This window comes from Paucisalibacillus algeriensis (assembly GCF_000577245.1).
Lineage (GTDB): Bacteria > Bacillota > Bacilli > Bacillales > Amphibacillaceae > Ornithinibacillus.
In genome coordinates this window covers 131,716-148,557 of the sequence record NZ_CBYO010000011.1, presented here as the reverse complement: position 1 = coordinate 148,557, position 16,842 = coordinate 131,716, and the positions used below count along the sequence as shown (strand labels likewise).

At 35.9% G+C, this 16,842-nt stretch carries 22 protein-coding genes; all 22 read left to right on the top strand.

Features of this window, described 5'->3' with window-relative positions; translation table 11 throughout:
* Position 1: 1 nt before the first annotated feature.
* The 22 genes from flgC to flhB all read left to right on the top strand — a co-directional run bounded on the left by flgC (position 2) and on the right by flhB (position 16,839).
* Positions 2-457 carry a flagellar basal body rod protein FlgC gene (gene flgC, locus TY11_RS08000; RefSeq protein WP_042144841.1) on the top strand — a complete coding sequence of 152 codons (456 nt, stop codon included), beginning with the start codon at positions 2-4 and terminating at the stop codon, positions 455-457.
* Positions 458-468: 11 nt separating this feature from the next.
* A complete protein-coding gene (fliE, locus tag TY11_RS07995; RefSeq protein ID WP_042144838.1) occupies positions 469-765 on the top strand; it encodes a flagellar hook-basal body complex protein FliE in 297 nt (98 codons plus the stop codon).
* Positions 766-894: 129 nt separating this feature from the next.
* The gene (gene fliF / locus TY11_RS07990) at positions 895-2,493 is read left to right on the top strand and encodes a flagellar basal-body MS-ring/collar protein FliF (RefSeq protein ID WP_081755874.1); all 1,599 of its coding nucleotides are present in this window, start codon (positions 895-897) and stop codon (positions 2,491-2,493) included.
* 12 nt (positions 2,494-2,505) lie between these two features.
* Positions 2,506-3,519, top strand: a complete 1,014-nt coding sequence (gene fliG / locus TY11_RS07985; protein ID WP_042144836.1) for a flagellar motor switch protein FliG — start codon at positions 2,506-2,508, stop codon at positions 3,517-3,519.
* Positions 3,512-4,252, top strand: a complete 741-nt coding sequence (gene fliH / locus TY11_RS07980; RefSeq protein ID WP_052345778.1) for a flagellar assembly protein FliH — start codon at positions 3,512-3,514, stop codon at positions 4,250-4,252. The genes fliG and fliH overlap by 8 nt, the downstream gene beginning before the upstream one ends.
* Complete coding sequence (gene fliI / locus TY11_RS07975; protein ID WP_042144834.1) at positions 4,249-5,568, top strand: flagellar protein export ATPase FliI; 1,320 nt, start codon at positions 4,249-4,251, stop codon at positions 5,566-5,568. Before fliH ends, fliI begins: the two co-directional genes overlap by 4 nt.
* A 2-nt stretch (positions 5,569-5,570) precedes the next feature.
* Entirely contained in the window at positions 5,571-6,011 is a 441-nt protein-coding gene (fliJ, locus tag TY11_RS07970) for a flagellar export protein FliJ (RefSeq protein WP_042144832.1), read from the top strand.
* A gap of 12 nt (positions 6,012-6,023) precedes the next feature.
* Positions 6,024-6,611, top strand: a complete 588-nt coding sequence (locus tag TY11_RS07965) for a MotE family protein (RefSeq protein WP_042144830.1) — start codon at positions 6,024-6,026, stop codon at positions 6,609-6,611.
* Positions 6,612-6,643: 32 nt separating this feature from the next.
* Complete coding sequence (locus tag TY11_RS07960; protein WP_042144827.1) at positions 6,644-7,867, top strand: flagellar hook-length control protein FliK; 1,224 nt, start codon at positions 6,644-6,646, stop codon at positions 7,865-7,867.
* Between the two features lie 9 nt (positions 7,868-7,876).
* Complete coding sequence (gene flgD, locus TY11_RS07955) at positions 7,877-8,401, top strand: flagellar hook assembly protein FlgD (protein ID WP_042144825.1); 525 nt, start codon at positions 7,877-7,879, stop codon at positions 8,399-8,401.
* A gap of 14 nt (positions 8,402-8,415) precedes the next feature.
* Complete coding sequence (locus TY11_RS07950; protein WP_042144823.1) at positions 8,416-8,790, top strand: TIGR02530 family flagellar biosynthesis protein; 375 nt, start codon at positions 8,416-8,418, stop codon at positions 8,788-8,790.
* 80 nt (positions 8,791-8,870) lie between these two features.
* Positions 8,871-10,025, top strand: coding sequence for a flagellar hook-basal body complex protein (locus tag TY11_RS07945; RefSeq protein WP_042144820.1), 1,155 nt, complete (start codon positions 8,871-8,873; stop codon positions 10,023-10,025).
* 63 nt (positions 10,026-10,088) lie between these two features.
* On the top strand, positions 10,089-10,307 hold the full coding sequence (locus TY11_RS07940) for a flagellar FlbD family protein (protein ID WP_042144818.1): 219 nt from the start codon (positions 10,089-10,091) through the stop codon (positions 10,305-10,307).
* Complete coding sequence (gene fliL / locus TY11_RS07935) at positions 10,300-10,719, top strand: flagellar basal body-associated protein FliL (protein WP_042144816.1); 420 nt, start codon at positions 10,300-10,302, stop codon at positions 10,717-10,719. The genes TY11_RS07940 and fliL overlap by 8 nt, the downstream gene beginning before the upstream one ends.
* A gap of 34 nt (positions 10,720-10,753) precedes the next feature.
* Positions 10,754-11,746 carry a flagellar motor switch protein FliM gene (fliM, locus tag TY11_RS07930; protein WP_042144814.1) on the top strand — a complete coding sequence of 331 codons (993 nt, stop codon included), beginning with the start codon at positions 10,754-10,756 and terminating at the stop codon, positions 11,744-11,746.
* Positions 11,743-12,927 (top strand): flagellar motor switch phosphatase FliY, encoded by a 1,185-nt coding sequence (gene fliY, locus TY11_RS07925; RefSeq protein WP_042144812.1) that lies wholly within the window; start codon positions 11,743-11,745, stop codon positions 12,925-12,927. The genes fliM and fliY overlap by 4 nt, the downstream gene beginning before the upstream one ends.
* A gap of 21 nt (positions 12,928-12,948) precedes the next feature.
* Positions 12,949-13,311 (top strand): response regulator, encoded by a 363-nt coding sequence (locus tag TY11_RS07920; RefSeq protein WP_042144811.1) that lies wholly within the window; start codon positions 12,949-12,951, stop codon positions 13,309-13,311.
* Positions 13,312-13,318: 7 nt separating this feature from the next.
* The gene (fliO, locus tag TY11_RS07915) at positions 13,319-14,008 is read left to right on the top strand and encodes a flagellar biosynthetic protein FliO (RefSeq protein WP_231495796.1); all 690 of its coding nucleotides are present in this window, start codon (positions 13,319-13,321) and stop codon (positions 14,006-14,008) included.
* Positions 14,001-14,666, top strand: coding sequence for a flagellar type III secretion system pore protein FliP (gene fliP / locus TY11_RS07910; RefSeq protein ID WP_042144810.1), 666 nt, complete (start codon positions 14,001-14,003; stop codon positions 14,664-14,666). The genes fliO and fliP overlap by 8 nt, the downstream gene beginning before the upstream one ends.
* Positions 14,667-14,703: 37 nt before the next feature.
* Complete coding sequence (gene fliQ, locus TY11_RS07905) at positions 14,704-14,973, top strand: flagellar biosynthesis protein FliQ (protein ID WP_042144809.1); 270 nt, start codon at positions 14,704-14,706, stop codon at positions 14,971-14,973.
* A gap of 3 nt (positions 14,974-14,976) precedes the next feature.
* The gene (gene fliR / locus TY11_RS07900) at positions 14,977-15,756 is read left to right on the top strand and encodes a flagellar biosynthetic protein FliR (RefSeq protein ID WP_042144807.1); all 780 of its coding nucleotides are present in this window, start codon (positions 14,977-14,979) and stop codon (positions 15,754-15,756) included.
* Positions 15,757-15,759: 3 nt separating this feature from the next.
* On the top strand, positions 15,760-16,839 hold the full coding sequence (gene flhB, locus TY11_RS07895; RefSeq protein ID WP_042144806.1) for a flagellar biosynthesis protein FlhB: 1,080 nt from the start codon (positions 15,760-15,762) through the stop codon (positions 16,837-16,839).
* The last annotated feature ends 3 nt before the right edge of the window (positions 16,840-16,842 follow it).

The following is a 16,842-nucleotide window of genomic DNA, read 5'->3' as shown; positions in this document are numbered from 1 at the left end:
GATGTCCATTTTTAATGCATTTAATGCAAGTAGCAGTGCTCTTACTGCACAGCGATTGCGTATGGATGTAATTTCATCTAATATCGCGAATGCTAATACAACTAGAGCGACAGTTAATGAAAATGGTGAGTACGAACCTTATCGTAGAAAAATGGTCCAAATTGAGCCAACGGACAAAAGTTTTCGGACATTCCTTCAAAAAGCAGCCAATACCACAGACAACAAAGCCTCTGGTGTCAAGGTAGCAGGAATTGTAGAAGATGAAGAGCCTTTTAAACTTGTCTATAATCCATCACACCCAGATGCGGATGAGGCAGGATATGTTCAGATGCCTAATGTAGACCCACTAAAAGAAATGGTAGATTTAATGAGCGCTACAAGGTCATACGAGGCAAATATTACAGCTCTAAATGCTAGCAAAAGCATGTTAATGAAGGCACTAGAAATTGGTAAGTAAGGAGAAGACTAATGAATCTAACTGTAAATGGTATAAATAGTCCAGTTACCTTGATAAATCCACAGAAGACTACACCTGGACAAGCACAAGCTAACTTTGCGAATGTACTTAAAAATGCAATTAGTAATGTAAATGACTTACAGGTCTTATCTGATAAGAAAACAGAAGCCCTTGCATTGGGGAAAATCGATGACTTGCATGATGTTATGATAACAGCTCAAAAAGCTAGCGTGACGTTACAGGCAACAGTTGAAGTGCAACGTAAAGCGATTGATGCTTATAACGAGATTATGAGAATGCAAGTATAGCCTTCTATTATTTATATCGGATACTTTCACTAGGGTTTAAATAGATTTATCCAAATTTATAACCTCGGTATTCAAGAAAAGTAATACGAAGGTTTTTATAATATTGTTTGGAATTTGGCGGGGGAGTACATGAATAACGATAAAATAATGAAATTAAAGGAAACAGCAAGAACTTTTTGGTCCAAACGGTCGAAAAGTCAAAAAGGTTTACTTATTGGTTCGATCGTAGCGGTTATTGCTTTAGTAGCAGTTATTTCATTATTTACGACGAATACAAAATATGTGCCATTATACAATAATTTATCCTTGCAGGAAGTTGGCCAAATAAAGGCAGAACTAGAGACGAGAGGAATTCCCTTCGAGCTAGATAAGGGTGGAACAACGATAATGGTTCCTAGTGAGCAGGCAGACGGACTACTAGTTGATTTAGCGGGACTTGGGATTCCGAACAGTGGCAATATTGATTATTCTTTTTTTAGTGAAAACTCTTCATGGGGAATCACTGATAATGAATTTAACATCATGAAGCTTGATGCAATGCAATCAGAACTTGCTAACCTTATCAAGAGTATTGAAGGAATCAATGATGCTACGGTTATGATTAATATGCCAAAGGAACCGGTTTTCGTAAATGAGGCAACTCAGCCTACTAGTGCATCGATTGTGATTGAAACCGCACCTGGATATCGATTTGAGGGTAATCAAATAAATTCACTTTATCAATTGGTATCAAAAGCAGTTCCCAATCTTCAACCAGAGAATATTACCATTATGAACCAGTATTTTGAATACTATGACCAAAATTCACAAAATTCACCAGGATTCCAAGATGCATACACTTATCAACAGACAGTGAAAAAAGATATTGAACGTGATCTTCAACGAAGAGTGCAACAAATGCTGGGAACAATGGTTGGTATGGATAATGTCATAGTTTCTGTTACTGCAGACATTGACTTCACTCAAGAAAACCGGGTAGAAGAAATTGTTGAACCGGCTGACCAGGAAAATATGGACGGTTTACCCGTTAGTATTGAAACTATTCGTGAGACCTATACTGGCGATGGTGCAAATGTAGGAGGTGTTCCATCTACTGGTGATGGTGATATAGCCAACTACCCTGGCGGTGGAGAAGGCGGAAATGGGGATTACGAGTATATAAAAGAAACGATTAATAACGAATTTAATCGAATCCACAAGGAAATTGTAGAGAGTCCTTATAAAGTACGTGACTTAGGGATACAGGTTGCTGTAGACAATGTCAAAAGCCAAACTGATGATGATACTGAGTACCTATCTCAGCAGGATATGATGGTTGTTGAAGATGGGATTACTTCTATCTTAAATTCCATTATTACAACCTCTATCGATGCAGGATATGGTGAAGTGGTACCAGAAGAAAAAACATCAATTGTATTCCAAGAGTTTAGTGGAAGCAATACTGCTATACAAGATCCTGGATTCAAGATACCTATATGGATGTATATTGTCGGCGGGGTCTTACTATTAGTAATAATTCTATTGATTATTCTATTACTAGTAAGAAAACCTAAAAATCAAGTGGAAGAGATTCGACAGGAAGCATTTGCTAAAGAAACGATCGAAAGTATAACAGAAGTTGCAGAGGAGTCCGAGTCATTACAACGTAAAAAGCAACTAGAAAAAATGGCAAAAGACAAACCAGAAGAATTTGCGAAGTTACTTCGAGGTTGGATTGGGGAAGATTAGGAGGTTTGAATAATGGCTAGGCAACAAACACAATTAACTGGTAGACAAAAAGCTGCAATTCTCTTAATCTCTCTAGGTCCTGACGTCTCGGCACAAGTTTATAAACACCTAACAGAGGAAGAAATTGAAAAGCTTAGCTTAGAAATATCATCTGTCAAGAAAGTTGATTCAACTATGAAGGAAGATGTCCTTGAACAATTCCATCAAATAGCTCTTGCCCAGGATTATATTTCCCAAGGTGGTATCGGTTATGCGAAAACCGTATTAGAAAAGGCTTTTGGCGAGCATGAAGCTAGCAATATCATTAATCGATTAACATCATCTTTACAAGTGAGACCGTTTGATTTTGCGAGAAAAGCAGATCCACAACAGGTATTAAACTTTATTCAAAATGAGCATCCACAAACGATTGCCCTCGTGTTATCGTATTTGGATCCCGAGCAGGCAGGTCAAATACTATCTGCCTTACCGCAAGAATTGCAAGCAGATATAGCTAAACGTATCGCTACTATGGATTCCACATCACCGGAAATTATTAGTCAGGTTGAAGAAGTGCTTGAAAGAAATATTTCTTCTTCATTTGCTGAGGATTATACCCAAACTGGTGGAATTCAAACAGTTGTAGAAGTATTAAATGGAGTTGATCGTAGCACAGAGAGAACAATTCTAGATGCATTGGAGATACAGGATCCGGAATTAGCGGATGAAATTAAGAAACGCATGTTTGTGTTCGAAGATATTGTGATTCTTGATAACCGTGCCATACAACGAGTTATACGTGAAGTGGAAAATGAAGACTTGCGCTTAGCGCTAAAAGTTGCTAGTGAAGAAGTTAAAGAGATTGTCTTTAAGAATATGTCTCAACGAATGGCAGAAACCTTTAAGGATGAAATGGAGTTTATGGGTCCTGTCCGACTTCGTGACGTAGAGGAAGCACAAACTCGAATTGTAGCAATTATAAGAAGGCTTGAGGATATTGGTGAGATTGTAATTGCACGTGGTGGAGGAGACGATATCATTGTCTAATACTCAACCTGAAATCAAAAGGGTTATACAAATAAAGCCAGTTCATAGACCAATAACGGAATATGAAGGAAATTATGAATCCCAATTACAACAGGAATTAATGAAGCTGCAAGAGGCAAAAGAAGAGTTTGAATTAGTTAAGAAACAGCAGGAATCGCTTCTTGTAGAAACAGAAAACCAAATTAAGTTAGCTAGAGATAATTGGGTTGAAGAAAGAAATCAATTGGTAGAAGAAGCAAAAGAAGAAGGCTACCGTGATGGTTTTTCTAAAGGTAGAAATGAAAGTGTAGATCAGTATCAGCATTTAATTGAACAAGCAAATTCCATCATTGCTGCTTCCAAAATAGATTATCAGTCAACTATTGAACGAAGTGAGGAAGCTATACTGATTCTTGGAATTCAAGTAGCAGAGAGAATAATGAAGTTGGAACTCGAAAATAGACCTGAATCATTTGTGCCAATTGTAAAAGAGGCTATTTTAAGTATAAAAGACCAAAGGGAACTGTCCATATTCCTACACCCTGACAATTATGAGTATGTATTAGCACAAAAGAATGAACTGGAAAAAGTGCTAGAATCTAAAGCTGAACTTTCAATTTATGTTAATGAAAGATTAGAAGTGGGAAGCTGTGTGATAGAACACCCATTTGGAAAAATCGATGCAAGTATAGACGCGCAACTAAACCAGATACAACAGGTTTTACACGAAATTATAATGGAGCCAAAAGAATGAATCTATCAAAGTACCTTTCCGCAATTCAAGAGGCAGATCTATATAAGCGTTATGGAAAAGTGCAACGTGTTGTTGGAATTATGATTGAATCTGTTGGACCCGCCGCTAATATTGGAGAAGTATGTTATATTCATCCAACAATAAATCAACAAAGACAACCTGTACTAGCTGAAGTAGTAGGATTCAATAATGAAAAGATTATTTTGATGCCTTACAACGAGGTCTCTGAGATTGGCCCAGGTTGTCTTGTTGAATCTACTGGAAAACCATTAACCGTTAAAGTGGGTAGAAGTTTAATTGGGAATGTGATTGATTCGCTAGGTTTACCATTAGATGGCTCTGAATTACCAAAAGGCTTATCCAATTATTTAACCGAACAATCCCCGCCCAATCCAATGGCACGTCCAACTATATCAGAACCTAATCAAGTTGGAGTTAAAGCAATTGATTCAATACTAACCGTTGGAAAAGGGCAACGTATTGGATTGTTTGCTGGAAGTGGTGTAGGGAAAAGTACATTGCTAGGGATGATTGCTAGAAATAGTAAAGCTGATATTAATGTCATTGCACTAATAGGTGAACGTGGAAGAGAGGTTCGTGAATTTATTGAAAAGGACCTTGGTCAAGAAGGATTAAAAAAATCCATTGTTGTTGTTGCAACTTCCGACCAACCAGCCCTAATGCGGATTAAAGGTGCTTATACCGCTACAGCAATATGTGAGTACTTTCGAGACTTAGGCTACAACGTTAATCTGATGATGGATTCTGTTACACGTGTTGCAATGGCTCAAAGAGAGGTTGGGTTAGCTACAGGCGAACCACCAACAACTAAAGGATATACCCCATCTGTTTTCTCGATATTGCCGAAATTATTGGAACGGACTGGTACAAATAAATACGGGGCAATTACTGCATTTTACACTGTATTGGTTGATGGAGATGATATGAACGAGCCGATTGCTGATACTGTCCGAGGGATATTAGATGGACACTTTGTAATGGACAGAAAACTTGCAGAGCAAGGTCAATATCCCGCAATTAATATATTAAAGTCCATAAGCAGGGTAATGAATCAAATCGTTACGACCGAACATCTAGACTTAGCACAACAAGCTAGATCTCTTCTTGCGAAGTATGAGGAAAATAAAGATTTAATTCAAATCGGTGCTTATAAACGTGGAACCGATCATGAAATTGATAAGGCAATTCTTTATCAACCGAAGTTACAAACCTTCTTAAAGCAAGGTGTTCTAGATAAATTTAGTTTAGAAGAAGCAATAGAACACTTAAAATTGGTACTTAATGGGGGTAGCTAATCTTGGCAGGGACTGCTGTATTAACAAAGATTCTTGATATTCGGGAAAGAGAAAAACAGGATGCACAGATTGCTTATCGTAAATCAGTGGATACATTTGAAGAAGTTGCTACTGAACTTTTCGAATTACTACGAAAAAAAGAAGCTGCTGAAGCGTCCTATGAAAAAGGACTTACATCAAGTATGCATTTGAATTTAATCCAAGATCAACTTGCATATATGGAGACATTAGAAAAAAAAATTGCTGAACTCCAAAGGAGAGTAAGTATCGCTAGAAGCAATATGGAATATAAACAACAAACATTATCAGATGCCCATGTTGAGACGAAAAAGTATGAGAAAATAATAGAGTTTCGCAGAAGTGAAGCAAGAGATAAAGTAAAAAAAGTGGAAGATTCATTTATGAATGAAATATCCATTCAACAGTATCTTAGTCACAAATAATAGGTGAGTGTAATGGCCAAACAAAGATTATTAGATGAAAAAGAGAAAATGAATCCTTTTCTATGGTTCCTTTTTGCCATCGTTATACCAGTTGTTATTGCAATAACACTAACGATAATTGTGTTTACTGTGGCTGGAGTTGATGTGGTTGATTGGGCAAAGAAAACTGGAAATAATATTCCTGTTCTTTCATCCATTATTACAACAGACGATGAAGCAAGTGAAATGGAAAAAGAAGTAAAAGTTCAAGGTAGAATAGATGCGAAAAATGCAGAGATTGAACAACTAAGCCAAGAAAAGTTAAATCTTGAAGGAACTATTGAGAGATTAGAACAACAGATATCAAAACTTGAAAGAGATTTAGATGTAGCTCGACAAAATCCAGAAGAACCAGTACCAGATAAAACCATTAAACAAATATCTAGTTCTTTCACTAAAATGAAAAGTGAGCAAGCTGCATTGATACTAGAACAGCTGGATACAGATGCTGCGTTTATAATTTTAAGTGAAATGTCAAATGATGATCGTGGTCTAGTTATGGAGAGAATGGATCCAGAAAAAGCTGCAAATATTACAAAGCGCTTTATTAATTCAAATTAGCAAAGGTTTAATATTTGAAAGGAGGTGAAAAAATGAACGCGGTAGGAATGATTGTTGCTCCTTCAGTTGTTGGAGAAGGGAATACATCCATGAAGGTAAATTTAAAAATGGGTGAGAAATCTATTCCGTTTTCTCAGATTTTACAACAACAGGGAATTGGAGTAAATGATAGTGCGTTAGGAAATTCAGATAAATTAAATAAACTGCTAGAACTACTTGCAGGGATGAACCTTGACACTGATACCATAGAGAATGCTGGTGAAGAGACGTTAGAATCCAATTTAGAGCAATTGTTTACCGAAGGAATAATGGTTAATTCAAGTATACTATCAGAATTGCAACCGGTTCAGGGTAATAGGCATTTTGATGTAGAATCCTTTGGTAACATGAAACAGCAACTAACGGAAATTTTGTCGAAGTTTGAAAGTCTTCTATCTGAAATAAACAATCAAGCTGAAATACGCAAAGTTGCACCTAGGATTTTAGAGCTTTTAAAATTGTGGACTGGATTAGAAAAGCAGATGGTTCATGCAAGTGTTCTGCAAGAAGGTAGTTTAGAAGCAACGAATGTAAAGGTTAACCAAGCTTGGAATGAGATATTATTATCCTATCAAAATCGTAGTAAATTGACTTCTAGACAACACTATCAAAGTGAATCACAAGTAACGTCTAAGGATGTTGTCAAGTGGATTGAGCATGCATTACAAAATCAACCTAAAACTGACAACACAACATCAGTTCAAGATATAAACTTCCAAAGTAATATGTCAAAGGTAGAACAATATGTTATTTATATTAATCAAAATCAAAGGGCAGGGGCTGCTGAAAGTCAGTTGATTGATCAGTTTCAACAAGTAATGAAATCAAGTAAGTTTTTATCTATGCCTAATGGGATTAACCAATTATCAATTGCTTTAAGACCTGATAATCTTGGAGAAATGATGGTTCGTTTAATTGAAGTAAATGGTGAAATGACAGTGAAAATTGTTGTTACATCACAGGCTGCAAAAGATATGCTCGAATCAAACATCAACCAACTAAGGCATATGTTTTCACCCCAGCAAGTGGTTATTGAAAGACAGGATCTAGGTACCGGTCAAGGACAAAGTCAACCTAAAGAGAGTGATGATCAATCACTACATAGCCAAGACCAAAATCAAAGTCAGTCAGATGAGTCAAGTCACCATGAAAATAAACAAAATGAAAATGATTTTGAAGCCCACTTAGACGAGTTACTTCAAAATGTGAAAGTGTAGGTGATAACAATGCCAACAATTGATCCAACCTTATATCTTAAGAATCAACCTAAAACTAGAGTGCCTAGTAATGAACTTGGGAAAGATGATTTTCTAAAAATCTTAATGACCCAAATACAGCACCAAGATCCTACAAACCCAATGGAAGATCGTGAATTTATTTCGCAGCTAGCTCAATTCTCATCATTAGAACAAATGATGAATATGTCAGACGCAATCAAGGATTTGGTTATTAATCAAAGTATGAATCCAATTATTCAATATAGCCATATGATTGGGAAAATAGTCTCCTATCAAAGTTTTGATGAAGAGACTGGAAAACCACTTGATGTACAAACGAGTGAAGTAGTCTCAGTAACTCAATACGATGGTTATGCAGTTCTTGAATTAGCAAATGGAGAAAGTGTGTATGCGGATTTTATACTAGAGGTGAAAGCGTCTGATGAGAAACAAGCTGGAGAAGATGCTGAAGAAGAGCAAGTAGAAGGAAATACCAGTGAAAATTTGGTAGAAGAAAATACAGGGTCTGAATAAAGGAAGTGAAATGTATGGATCATCGGATTCATCAGGTACCTAGACAACATGCCTTACAGTTCCCTGCAACGCAAAATCCTAAAACTAATAATCCTAGTCTTGATTTTAAAACTATATTACAAGAACAGCAGGAACTAAAGGTTAGTAAACATGCCAGTGAACGATTACAAGAAAGAAATATTCAACTAAATGACCGTCAATGGCAGCTTATTCAAGATAAGGTAACTGAGGCAAAACAAAAGGGTGTTACGGATTCACTAGTTGTAATGAATAATACTGCCTTACTTGTCAGTACAAAGAATAACACTGTTGTGACTGCAATGAATTTAGAGGAAGCATCCAACAGGATTTTTACAAATATTAATGGAACAATTTTAATTAACGAATAGGCTGGACCCTTATGGGAGGCCAAGGTTGTTGACCGATTGATACAGCCAACTTACAACCAAAAAAAGGGGAGAAATAAAACATGCTTCGTTCAATGTACGCAGGAATTTCCGGAATGAAAAACTTCCAAACAAAATTAGATGTTATCGGTAATAATATTGCTAACGTAAATACTTCTGGATTTAAAAAAGGGCGCGTGACTTTTCAGGATATGATGAGTCAAATGACTTCAGGTGCTCAAGCTCCAACTGTTGGATTAAATGGTAACCTCATTCGTGGAGGGGTCAATCCTGCACAAGTTGGTTTAGGTTCTCAGTTAGGATCTATTGATAATATTCATACGCAAGGTTTTCGTCAAACAACCAATAACCCACTTGATTTTGCACTTGAAGGAGATGGAATGTTTGTTCTTGGTAGTGACCTTGTTCCTGGTAATTTGCAAGATTCAAACGTAGCTTATACCCGTGCTGGTAACTTCTATCTAGATCAGGAAGGGAGAATTGTAAACCCACAAGGTTTGTATTTAATGGGTTTTGCTAAAGTTGAGAATAATGCAGAAGAAATCTCTGCGAAAGATGCAGATGGAAATTCGATAACAATAACAACCATTGATGGTAGAAATGCTACAATTCAATACACTAATGCTAATGGTGACCGTGCTGTTGAAAGCAACCTTGTTGCTGATACTACAGTGACTGGTGAAGTATCTTATAGTTTAGCAGATGGAACTACCATAACATTAGATACAACATCAGAACAGGTTACTATTTCTAATAACGGGTCAACAGGAATAAGTTTCACAGGTCCAGTAACCTATTCTGAAAACAACTTGGTAGTAGATGAAATAAATACTGCTGGTACAGTAGGGACAATTCAAATACCTGAAAACGCGCAAAGTTTTAGTGTGCAATCAAATGGTATCGTAAATTATGTTGATGAAAACGGAAATACACGAATCGCTGGTCAAATAGCAATTGCGAATTTTTCGAATCCAGCTGGACTTCAAAAAGCAGGTAGTAATCTATTTTTGAATAGTACCAATGCAGGATATACCGGATTAGTTATTCCTGAATCAGAAGGAGCTTCCATCGTCAGCGGTGCACTAGAAATGTCTAACGTAGACCTTGCTGAAGAATTCACAGAAATGATTACAGCACAACGTGGATTCCAAGCAAATACTAGAATCATCACAACATCAGATGAAATTCTACAGGAACTTGTGAACTTAAAACGATAATAAGGAGGTAGGTTGATGTCTCAGGGCGGTTCCTTCAAGCCATGAGACATCTTCTTCCCATTTATGATTAAACTCAAACGTTTAAATGGTGCATCATTTACTATAAACGCATTTATGATTGAGCAAATACAATCATACCCAGATACTACAATAACACTATTAAATGGTAAAAAAGTAGTTGTCCAAAATTCAGAAGTGGAAGTAGTTGAACTCATAACATCTTTTTATCAGCGAGTAGGTATTGTACATTCACTAAGTGAGGTGGAGAATACAAGTGAATAAATTTTTTAAAACCACGCTTTTATCTTTAGTAATCATAATATTAATAGGCGCTGTCGCAGCAGTAATCATTTTGAATGTTTTAGAAAAGAAGAATAATAACGGGGAACCAACAATTGATGAGATTATCGAGTATTCTTATCAAACACCTGAGGTTACTACTGATTTAAGTGATGGAAGCTTTGTTCGTATTCAGTTTCAAATCGTGACCGATAGTAAAGACGCAAAACAAGAAATTGCGAAACGAGAATTCCAAGTGAAAAATATCCTTATAAAAGAATTAGCAACAATGGATGAAGAAGCTTTTAAGTCTGGGCTTTCTAATGTTGAGGATATCCTTAAAGTAGAACTAAATAAAGTTATGACAGAGGGTTCTATTATTGATGTCTATACAATCAGTAAGATCTTACAGTAAAAAAACATTACTCCTGTTTGGAGGTGAGTAAACTTTGGCAGATGAAGTTCTTTCGCAAAATGAAATCGACGCCCTTTTGTCAGCATTAACAACTGGAGATATGAATGCAGAAGAATTAAAGAAAGAAGAAAATGAAAAAAGGGTTCGTGTTTATGATTTCAAACGAGCTCTCAGGTTTTCAAAAGATCAAATCCGAAGTATCGGTAGAATCCATGAAAATTTTGCGCGGAGTTTAACTACCTTATTTTCTTCACAACTTAGAACCTATGTAAATATTTCGGTTGCATCCGTCGACCAAATTCCATATGAAGAATTTATTAGGTCAATTCCGAAAGTAACGGTGTTAAATATATATAATGTTGCACCATTAGATGGAAAAATAATTATGGAAGTAAATCCGAATATCGCCTATGGTATGCTTGATCGATTACTTGGTGGTAAAGGGGATTCTATTAATAAAATAGATAAATTAACGGAGATAGAAACGATACTAATCTCGCAATTATTTGAAAAAACTACTATCAGTCTGAAAGAGGCCTGGTCCTCCTTGATATCAATTGAGCCAGAGCTAGATGAAATGGAAATCAATCCACAATTTTTACAAATGGTCTCCCCGAATGAGACGGTTGTTGTTGTGTCATTTAATACGGCCATTGGTGAAGTGAGCGGTATGATCAACATTTGTATTCCACATATCGTATTGGAACCTATTATCTCAAGGCTTTCTGTACAATATTGGATGCAAACCTCTGCTAAAAAACGGGATCCAGAGGCTGCTGAAAAGTTAGCAAAAAGTATTGAAAAGGTGCATGTTGATGCGAAAGCAATCCTAGGTGAAACATTCATCAGTATTGAGCAATTTTTAAATTTACATTCTAATGATGTGATTGCCTTAAATCAACCAATTGATGAGCCTTTACAATTAAAAATAAATGATGAACCTAAATTCCATGTACAGCCTGGTAAGTACAAAAATAAACTATCTGTTCAGGTGTTGGAAGAAATAAAGGGAGGAGTTGAACAATGATGAGTGATGGAATGCTTTCCCAGGATGAGATTGATGCTCTATTAAAGATAGGGGCAGATGAGGATTCCGATAACAGTCAAAGTGAAAAAGTAAACGATGCTCTTAGTATGAGTGATTACCTATCAACAATAGAAATTGATACGCTAGGTGAAATTGGAAACATTTCATTTGGAAGTTCTGCAACTACGCTTTCAACACTTCTAAATCAAAAGGTGGAAATTACAACACCAAAAGTTGCGATTATCACCAATTATCAAAAAGAAGAAGTTTTTCAATTTGAACATGTAAGTATTCAAGTGAATTATGTGGAAGGTTTTACCGGTAAAAATGTTCTAATCATCAAAAAAGATGATGCAGCGGTAATTTCGGATATTATGCTAGGTGGTACGGGACAGGGTCCATTCGATGAGTTAAATGAAATCCATCTAAGTGCTGTTCAGGAGGCAATGAATCAAATGATGGGGGCTGCCGCAACAAGCATGTCAACTGTCTTTGAAAAGAGAGTGGATATTTCACCGCCTTCTATCTCGCAATCAGATGCTGTTGATCGTCCTACCAATTCAACGGAAGATATTTTTGTTAAAGTTTCCTTTCAAATAAAAGTTGGTAATTTAATAGATTCTAATATTATGCAATTGATGCCAATTCATTTTGCAAAACAATTAGTTGAAGAGTTAATACATTTAAATCAAGGAAGTCAGATGGAATCTGCTGTAACAGTTGAGCCATTGGAAAAACCTTTCATGTATCAAGAAGAAGTTCAACCTGAGGTTAGTTTGATGGGGCAAACACAGGGTATCCATAATACTCAAAATACAAGTGAACCTCAAATGGTTGGAAGTACAACCTTTCACAATAAAACTAATATACAAGAGGTAGAGTTCTCGAGTTTTAAACCTCAAGAACCGATTACTAGTCAACATAGAAACCTTGATATATTACTTGATATACCACTGAAGGTAACAGTTGAGTTAGGTAGAACAAAGCGCAGTGTAAAAGATATTTTAGACCTGACTTCAGGTTCCATTATTGAATTGGACAAACTTGCAGGGGAACCAGTTGATATATTGGTAAATGAAAAGTTAATTGCTCAAGGTGAGGTAGTTGTAATCGATGAAAATTTTGGAGTTCGAGTGACGGATATTATCAGTCAATCCGATCGACTTTTGAAGCTGAAATAAACATACTAGGAGGAATTAGACATGAGTAAACGCATTTTAATTGTAGATGACGCCGCTTTTATGCGAATGATGATAAAAGACATATTAACAAAAAATGGATTCGAAGTAGTTGGAGAAGCACAAGATGGTATCCAAGCGGTTGAATTATATAAGGAATTGACACCAGATTTAGTAACTATGGATATTACGATGCCTGAGATGGATGGAATTTCTGCTCTTAAGAATATCAGAGGAGTAAATCCAAATGCTAAAGTTATTATGTGTTCTGCAATGGGGCAGCAAGCGATGGTTATTGATGCCATTCAAGCTGGCGCGAAGGATTTTATTGTAAAGCCATTCCAAGCAGACAGAGTAATTGAAGCTATCCAGAAAGCTTTGGATTAAGAAACGAGTGAGAAAGTTGCTTAATAAAAATGTTTTGGGGATGCTTTTTGGTTTCGTACTATTCCTCTTAGTTCCCCCTTTATATGTTCATGCCGACGGAGATACAGTTAAAGACATGTATGAAAATAGTAATAAAGAGGCTGAGCAAAAAGGAAATGTTAGCCCCGAGGATAATGACAGTTTACTACCTACTGAAGAGGTTGAACAAAACTTGTCTGAGGATAAGAATTTAAATAGTAGTTCGTTAGTTTTTAATTTAATTCAGATGGTTTTTGCTTTGTTCTTGATACTTGCACTCATTTATTTATTACTTAAGTTCTTGAATAAACGCAATAAGATATTTAATAAAGTTAGAGCATTAGAAAATCTTGGTGGTATTGCAGTTGGCCCAAGTAAATCTATACAAATTGTTCGTGTAGGAAATAAGTTATATTTAATTGGGGTAGGGGAGAATGTTCAACTTCTTGAAGAATTAGAAGATGAGGATTTGAAAGAGGAGATTATTAAAAGCTATCAAGAACAGCCTGAATTTAAACCTGAGAATATCTTTTCTATATTCCAACGTAAATCCAATCAAGAGGATAGTGAATCTGGTGTAGACTTTAAAAATCTTTTTTCGAACGAACTAGAAAAGTTAAAGCAGAACAGAAAGAATCTTATGAATAAGCATACCGAGAAGGAAGATAAACATGAATGAATTTATCGATATGTTTTCTAGTTCAGATCCTACCAATGTTTCAACATCCATAAAGTTAATATTACTGTTAACCATTTTTTCGTTGGCACCAGGAATTTTAATATTAATGACAAGTTTTACAAGAATTATTATTGTCCTGTCATTTGTTAGAACCTCTCTTGCAACTCAGCAAATGCCACCGAATCAAGTATTAATTGGATTAGCGCTTTTTTTAACGTTTTTTATAATGGCACCAACCTTTAGTGAGGTTTATGAGGAAGGATTACAGCCTTTATTTAATGAAGAGATTTCATTAGATGAAGCATATGACCGGACAAGTGCTCCGATGAAAGAATTTATGGCTGAACATACAAGGCAGAAGGATTTAGCTTTATTTTTGAGTTATGCAGAAATAGAGACACCAGAAAGTATTCAGGATATACCCCTAACTGCATTAGTACCAGCTTTCGCAATAAGTGAATTAAAGACTGCCTTTCAAATGGGATTTATGATCTTCATACCATTTTTAATTATTGATATGGCAGTAGCAAGTATTTTAATGTCGATGGGGATGATGATGTTACCACCTGTAATGATCTCATTACCATTTAAGATACTACTGTTTGTCATGGTAGATGGTTGGTACTTGATTACACACTCATTACTATCAGGTTATTAACCATTAAGAGAGCTAGATAAAAGGAGGGGGTTATGGGTTGAGTAGTGAATTTGTTTTAGCTTTAGCCGAAAAAGGAATTTATACCGTACTTCTTATCACAGGACCACTGCTAATTTTGGCTCTTGCAGTTGGGTTATTAGTAAGTATATTTCAAGCAACCACACAGATTCAGGAACAAACCCTTGCTTTTATTCCCAAAATTGTAGCTGTATTGGTTGGTGTATTATTTTTCGGCCCGTGGATGCTTTCTACTATTGTAGAGTTCACAGCAGATATATTTCAAAACTTGAATCGGTTTGCAGGGTAAACCATGTTTGAGTTAATTAATATCAATAGCTTACCAATCTTTCTGTTGATTTTAGTACGCGTACTAGGGTTCTTTGTTACGATGCCTTTATTTTCTTATCGCACCATTCCATTACCATTTCGAATTGGAATAAGTGTCTTCTTAGCTTTCATTATTTTGTATACAGTTGATTCAACTGCCATTGTCATAGATGAAATGTATTTCTTTATGATTATTAAAGAGCTTCTTGTTGGTGTATTAGTTGGACTTATAGGATATATAATTATTTCTGCTGTACAAGTTGCTGGTGGTTTTATTGATTTCCAAATGGGTTTTGCAATCGCCAATGTGATGGACCCACAGACTGGTGCACAAAGTCCACTTACTGGACAGTACTTCTATATTATTGCGCTTTTATTTTTATTATCGGTCGATGGGCATCATTTGTTAATAGATGGCATTGTTAATAGTTATACATTTATTCCAATAGATGCTTTCATACCATTTCATGATGGTAATATTGCTGAGTTTGTCATAAAAGTGTTCAATAATATGTTTCTGATCGCTTTCCAAATATCAATACCCATTGTTGGGTGCTTGTTTTTAGTTGATGTGGCTTTAGGTATTATTTCCAGGACCGTACCACAGCTTAATGTATTTGTTGTAGGGCTACCATTGAAAATCTTGGTTAGTTTTATAGCTATTTTAGTCTTTCTAAGTCTCTATATCATTCTTGCAAAAAATTTATTCACTGCGATGTTCTCAGGGATGCAAGGACTAATGAAGTTGTTTGGAGGTGCTTAAGTTTTGCAACTTAAGTTAGATTTACAATATTTCGCAGGTGAAAAAACGGAAAAAGCAACCCCCAAACGAAGAAATGATGAACGGAAAAAGGGAAGAGTAGCAAAAAGTCAGGATGTTAATACCGCATTTCTGTTGTTATTTGTATTTATATTAATGGCGGTATTTGCCGGTTTTATGAAGGATAATATGCTTGCGTTATTCCAGCATACATTTACCGAATATCTCAATTGGGAGCTTACCGAGACATCAGTATTTCAAATTTTCTCTGAAAGTATTATCCAGTTTGCGAAAATTGTCGGTCCTGTCATGTTGATAGCCATGATTGCGGGTGTTGCCTCAAACTTAATGCAGATTGGATTTTTATTTACAACAGAGCCTTTAAAATTCGATTTGAAGAAAATTGATCCAATTCAAGGTGCAAAACGTATTTTTTCTATACGAGCACTAGTGGAGTTACTCAAGTCTCTTTTGAAAATTGTTGTTATTGGAGCAGTCACCTTTTTCGTCATTTGGATATACAAAGATGAAATGTTGATGGTAGCCTTTAAAAATGTAGATAGTTCGCTAGCGTTTTTTGGAAGAGTTACACTACTTATGGGAATAGCAGCCACTATTGCCTTACTATTACTTGCAGTTTTTGACTACGCTTATCAGCGTTTTGATTTTGAAAAAAACATTCGTATGTCTAAACAAGATATTAGAGATGAATATAAAAATATCGAAGGAGATCCTTTGATTAAATCAAAAATTAAAGAAAAACAACGGCAAATAGCAATGCGTCGTATGATGAGTGAAATTCCAAATGCGGATGTTGTTATTACGAACCCGACGCACTTTGCAATAGCTATTAAATATGATGAAAATAAAGCAAGTGCACCTTATGTAATTGCAAAAGGTGTTGACCACATTGCTTTTAAAATAAGAGAAGTTGCTAAAGCAAATAATGTAATGGCGGTGGAAAATAGACCACTAGCAAGATCGCTCTACGCCTCTGTTGAAATTGGTGAGGCAATTCCTGAAGAATTCTATCAAGCAGTAGCAGAAGTACTTGCTTATGTATATCGAATGGAGAAAAAACTTTAAGCA